General features: G+C 53.4%; 4 protein-coding genes. All 4 read right to left on the bottom strand.

Annotated features, from left to right (window positions below):
• Positions 1 to 155: 155 nt before the first annotated feature.
• Complete coding sequence (locus HWQ67_RS13590; RefSeq protein WP_218253231.1) at positions 156 to 1,385, bottom strand: hypothetical protein; 1,230 nt, start codon at positions 1,383 to 1,385, stop codon at positions 156 to 158.
• 507 nt (positions 1,386 to 1,892) lie between these two features.
• Positions 1,893 to 2,354, bottom strand: a complete 462-nt coding sequence (locus HWQ67_RS13585) for a hypothetical protein (RefSeq protein ID WP_218253230.1) — start codon at positions 2,352 to 2,354, stop codon at positions 1,893 to 1,895.
• Complete coding sequence (locus HWQ67_RS13580; RefSeq protein WP_218253229.1) at positions 2,354 to 3,235, bottom strand: AAA family ATPase; 882 nt, start codon at positions 3,233 to 3,235, stop codon at positions 2,354 to 2,356. The genes HWQ67_RS13585 and HWQ67_RS13580 overlap by 1 nt, the downstream gene beginning before the upstream one ends.
• A gap of 43 nt (positions 3,236 to 3,278) precedes the next feature.
• A partial coding sequence (locus HWQ67_RS13575) for a PD-(D/E)XK nuclease family protein (protein ID WP_218253228.1) occupies positions 3,279 to 4,363 on the bottom strand: 1,085 nt, incomplete at its 5' end.

Here is a 4,363-nt window from a genome sequence, read left to right as displayed (position 1 = left end):
GGCTAGCGAGAATCTCTTCCTTGAAACGTTCCAGGAGATAGATAATCGCCCGGTCAACATCTAACTGTCTAACTGCCCGGAGTTCCGCATCTTCTAGCTTGTTGTGGTTTCCCGTGGTTCCCATGCGGTAGATGGCGTTTGTTAGCTCCTTTACTTCACGCTTCAAAAGCTGAGAGATCATTTTTTTTCTCCAAAAGGGTACTTCGTTCGAGGTCTTCGAGGACGCCTGCGGAGAACTCGACGGTTCCGGTGTCTTCGTGGATGTCTAGGAGGCCGGTACGAGAAAGGTGGGCCACGACGGTTTGGACGTAGGTGGCAGATCTTTGGATCTTCACGGGGAGAGTGACGAGGCTGAGGGGGGAACCCGCTTTTTGGGCTTGGTATATTCGGTCTAGAATAAGAATTCTACCAGGAGGGAGAGTATCTCGACAGATGGCCCGGCAGAAGGCAATGTCGGAAGCGGAGGTAGAGGTTCGGTTGTCGGCTACGGCTCGCATTTGGACGAGGGTGTTTAGCTGTTTTTGAGCACGGAAGGGAGCGGGGCGTTCCGATTTGCCGGAGTAGGAAGGCATATCGGCTTCAGTTTGGATGGGGTCTCCCGAGCCGAGGCGCACGTAGGAGAGGATGCGGGTGGCCGACTTTACCCAGGAGCGGTAGTCGGGGGTGAGGGTGACGGACGGCCAGACGATTCGGTGGACGTGGGCGTCGTACTCTTCTTGGTAGTTTGTGACACGGGTGTGAAACATCGCGTCGGGTTCGTGGGGGTCTTGTTGAGGGGGGTCTTCCGGTCCTATATTGTAGGTGGCAAAAAGAGTCCGGAAGGCGGAGCGGACTCTGGTTTTGATGGAGTCTCTCCATGAAGTGAGTGTTGAAAATTTGTCGTTAATCATGTCTTGAACGAGGGTGAGGTAGTCGTCGGAGTGGGAGCGACGACACCAGACGAGGAGATAGCGGTAGCCTCGATCTTGGTCTCGTTCTAGGTAGGTATAGACTTTTGGGATCATCCCGGCCAGGAGGGTGAAGCGGGCTCGGATGTCCAGGGAGGTGGAGGTGGCCCCGGAGTATTTTGTGAAGGAGTTGTCGTAGGCTGAACGGATTGTGCCAAAGAAGGACTCGTGGATTTCTGGGCGGCTGAGGATGGTAGTGAAATCTTTGATGACCAGGCAGCGGCGATCGGATTTACAGAGAAGAGAACGGTCTGGGCCTCCGGGGGCACCGGAGGCGAGAGCTTTCGGGGTGATGGTGTCTAGGTCGATGCCTACCCCCCTCCAGTTGAGAATCGGACGCATCATTTCCGTCTTTCCCCAACCGGAGGGGCCGAGGAGCATCATGCAGACCGGCTCCGTATTACGGGGTAGCTTCGCAGCCATAACCGTAGTGACCATACTGTCTACACCCCACAACTCATTCTCCGGGATTAACATTAACTCCCGGTAGACGTTTCGGATGTTTTGGAGCGGCGACAATATGGTAACGGGTCCAGAGATAGAGTGAGAATCCATTTTTTCAAGGTCTCATCGTACACACCTGTTCCAACAAATCTACCTTTTGGGATGGAGACCCCAAGCCGAGAGAGACACCCCACACCGATAATAACCCGGAAGGGTCCAAAAACCCGATGCCCCTGGTGTGTGTGGCGTATATTGGGCCGGAACTTGAGTAATCTAACCCACGTGACGGCGGGAGACAAATGTAGAAGGGCCGTAGCCCCCACCACTAACTTCAACTCTGGAGGGGAGTCGCCCCTTGAGGGGACGACACCTAAAGCTACCGGGTGGGTCTCCAGGTTGAAGGTGGTGGGGTCTACCTGCCGGAGGCGAGACGACAACAAGATGGCGACAGAGCCAAGCTTGTTGTTGTAACCGCTAATGGAACAAGAGAAAAGGAACATATTAAGTCTTCAGGACCTCCACTAGTTTACCCAGACTGAAGTTGACGTAGCCGGTTTTACTGTTGCGGCCTAAAAGTTCAACAACTGCTTTTCCTTCGTAGGCTCCACAGATTTCGGCTGATTCGACAAGCATCCGGGCTTCCCTGTATTTGGAGTCCCCGGTTAACAGAGACGCCAAAGTAAAAATGGGAACGAGAGTGCCCGGATAGATGGACTTATGGAAGGTGGCAAATGTGCGGCCTTTGTAAATGCCGTCGGTGATAAGCCATTCCATAATAATCCGAGCATACTGCCCCTTCTTTTCGTCTTCTTCCATCGTGCATTTTATCTTCTTTAGGATGCACGCAAAGACGGTTCCCCCCGGAGCGACTGGGGGGGTCCAGTTGTCGAAGATTTCTGCGGCGTCGATGTCTTTTTGGACGCCTTCGGATGCAAGACGAAACTCCTCGCTGATTGTTGGCATTAGCTGTTCTCCTTCGTTAATGGTTTTTGGGCTTGTTCGGTAACAGACGCTTTAGCTCGGGCACAAGCCTCAGTATATTGCCCGGCAAAGTATATCCAGCCGGTGTTCCCGGTGATGTCTACGGTGATGAAATCTTTCATTGGGGTCCCTGGGGCGAGGAAAAACTGAACGAGGCGAGCCTTGACAATGGCTTCGGACTGAGGAGAACTGGAGGTGGCTAGAAGGTCTAAAAGATATCGGCGTGTCTTGGTGATTTCGGAGCTAACGACTTCCCCTTTGGCATTCTTTAGAGGAACAGTTTCGGTGGTGAGCCCGTGGCGAATTCGACAGCAGAATTGGGTCATCTGTTGGATGTAGTCGAGAACACCAGGGTTAAGGGTCGAGCGGATAACCGTTCGACTTCCGGTGGTTGAACTGACATCTTCAACCGTTTCGGTGCGGCAATGTCCGGAGGCACAAATCCCGTACCCAGCCACTTTCAAGCGAAGGAAGGTGAGGAGAAAATAGTCGTTGATTTTTCCCCATCCGGCTCCTCCCTGTCCATACTCACGAATGTCGTCGATAAGACGACCGCCCCCGGTGTCGGAGCCGGTTTTGGCACGGATCTTGTTGTTGTGTTGGTTGGTGAGGTGGGGGATACAATAGCGAACCATGAGGTTTAAGGTGTCTATGGAGACCGTAGAGAACCCGGAACCTTTGGGGCCTTCGGCGCACAACCAGTCTATGATGTCTTGAAAGTCGTTCCCGTCGGTGATTGTAAGAATTTTGGCTTGGGGGGCCACCAGGAAGCGGGCTTCCCCCTCGAAGTCTAAAAGGATCGACTTCGGGATGGAACCCATAAAGGTGGTTTTTCCACATCCGGGCATACCGTAAATGTACATCCGAAGGGTCTCTGGCTCTGGGAAGTCGGAGCCGGTTTTAAGTCTACTCTGAATCTGGGGTGTCGTGATTGACATTGTCGTGTCCTTTCTGGACAAAGAGACCGCACTTTAACAGTCCTGGCCAACTGCCAGGGTCAACGTTACAAAGAGGAAGGAAGGGGCAAACCGACTTGATAAATTTAACGCAAGAGTGAGGGTACTTTGGGAAGAGGCAAACGATGGAGGGGTTCTTTTTAGCGTATACCTCGAACTCGGTAAACAAGAAGTCTAGTTCTGGGTCGGCGACAGGAAAGCGAAGGGCCTCGCGGTGGTAGACCGGGGAGATTTCCCGAGAAGCCCGCTCGGTTTCATATTCTCCGGTTCCACAATACCAGTCCATAACCCGTTGTATGTAGGCGTCGCGGGTTTCGGTTTTCTTTTGACGGATGGAGGGTTTATTGAGGGCCTCTAGGATGACTCCCGCGGGATACGGAGAATTTCCGTATAGTTGACGGAGGGCTGCCGCGTAGACCCTGAATTGGAGGTCGAAGCGGGCGGTTTCAAAGAAGGTCGGGATGTCTAGGGAGGTGGTCTTGTGTTCCATCACCCAGATTTCATCACGTTTCAGTTCTGGGCTGTAGTGCTTTGTTACGGCGTCGAACCTGCCGGAAAATTCTACCCCTAAATCGTTGGTGTAGTGGTAGGGAACTTCAGAAGTCGTTTCCCAAACATCGGCGGGGGTTTCCGGCCACGGGAAAACCTTTTTGGCAACCCGAGACATGGCGCACGCTAGCTCTTCGGACTTCCGAATCGTTACGAGAACTTGGTCGAGGGTTTGGCCGTTGGGAAGGCGTCCGGTGTCCAGGTCGGCGGAGGAGGATACTTCATCGGTTATGAGAGCAGCCTCCCGAGCGATTTCGGTGTCCCCGTGCGTGTTCGGGTCTATGACAGCGGCGGCACGGGCGGCGTGGTACAAGCGTCCAATAATTAAAGACTCGGAGAAGTAACCGCGACGTGAGAGGCGCAGGCGATTCTGTAACAAAAACATACGGGGACATTTGAGAAGCGTGAGGAGAGCAGAGGGAGAACAAGCCGGGGTTACAGCGGTTTGAAACAAAGACTCTACGGTTTCGGGGGTAGTAGACATTC

The sequence above is a fragment of the Candidatus Magnetobacterium casense genome (assembly GCF_019173545.1).
In the GTDB taxonomy this organism is placed as follows: domain Bacteria; phylum Nitrospirota; class Thermodesulfovibrionia; order Thermodesulfovibrionales; family Magnetobacteriaceae; genus Magnetobacterium; species Magnetobacterium cryptolimnobacter.
Note: the sequence above shows the minus strand (reverse complement) of the source record. Positions and strands in the feature narration are given on the sequence as shown.

Bases quoted from the DNA above. Each gene is read 5' to 3' on its own strand.
- HWQ67_RS13590 (WP_218253231.1), bottom strand. From the start codon at position 1,385: ATGGTCACTACGGTTATGGCTGCGAAGCTACCCCGTAATACGGAGCCG.
- HWQ67_RS13585 (WP_218253230.1), bottom strand. From the start codon at position 2,354: ATGCCAACAATCAGCGAGGAGTTTCGTCTTGCATCCGAAGGCGTCCAA.
- HWQ67_RS13580 (WP_218253229.1), bottom strand. From the start codon at position 3,235: ATGTACATTTACGGTATGCCCGGATGTGGAAAAACCACCTTTATGGGT.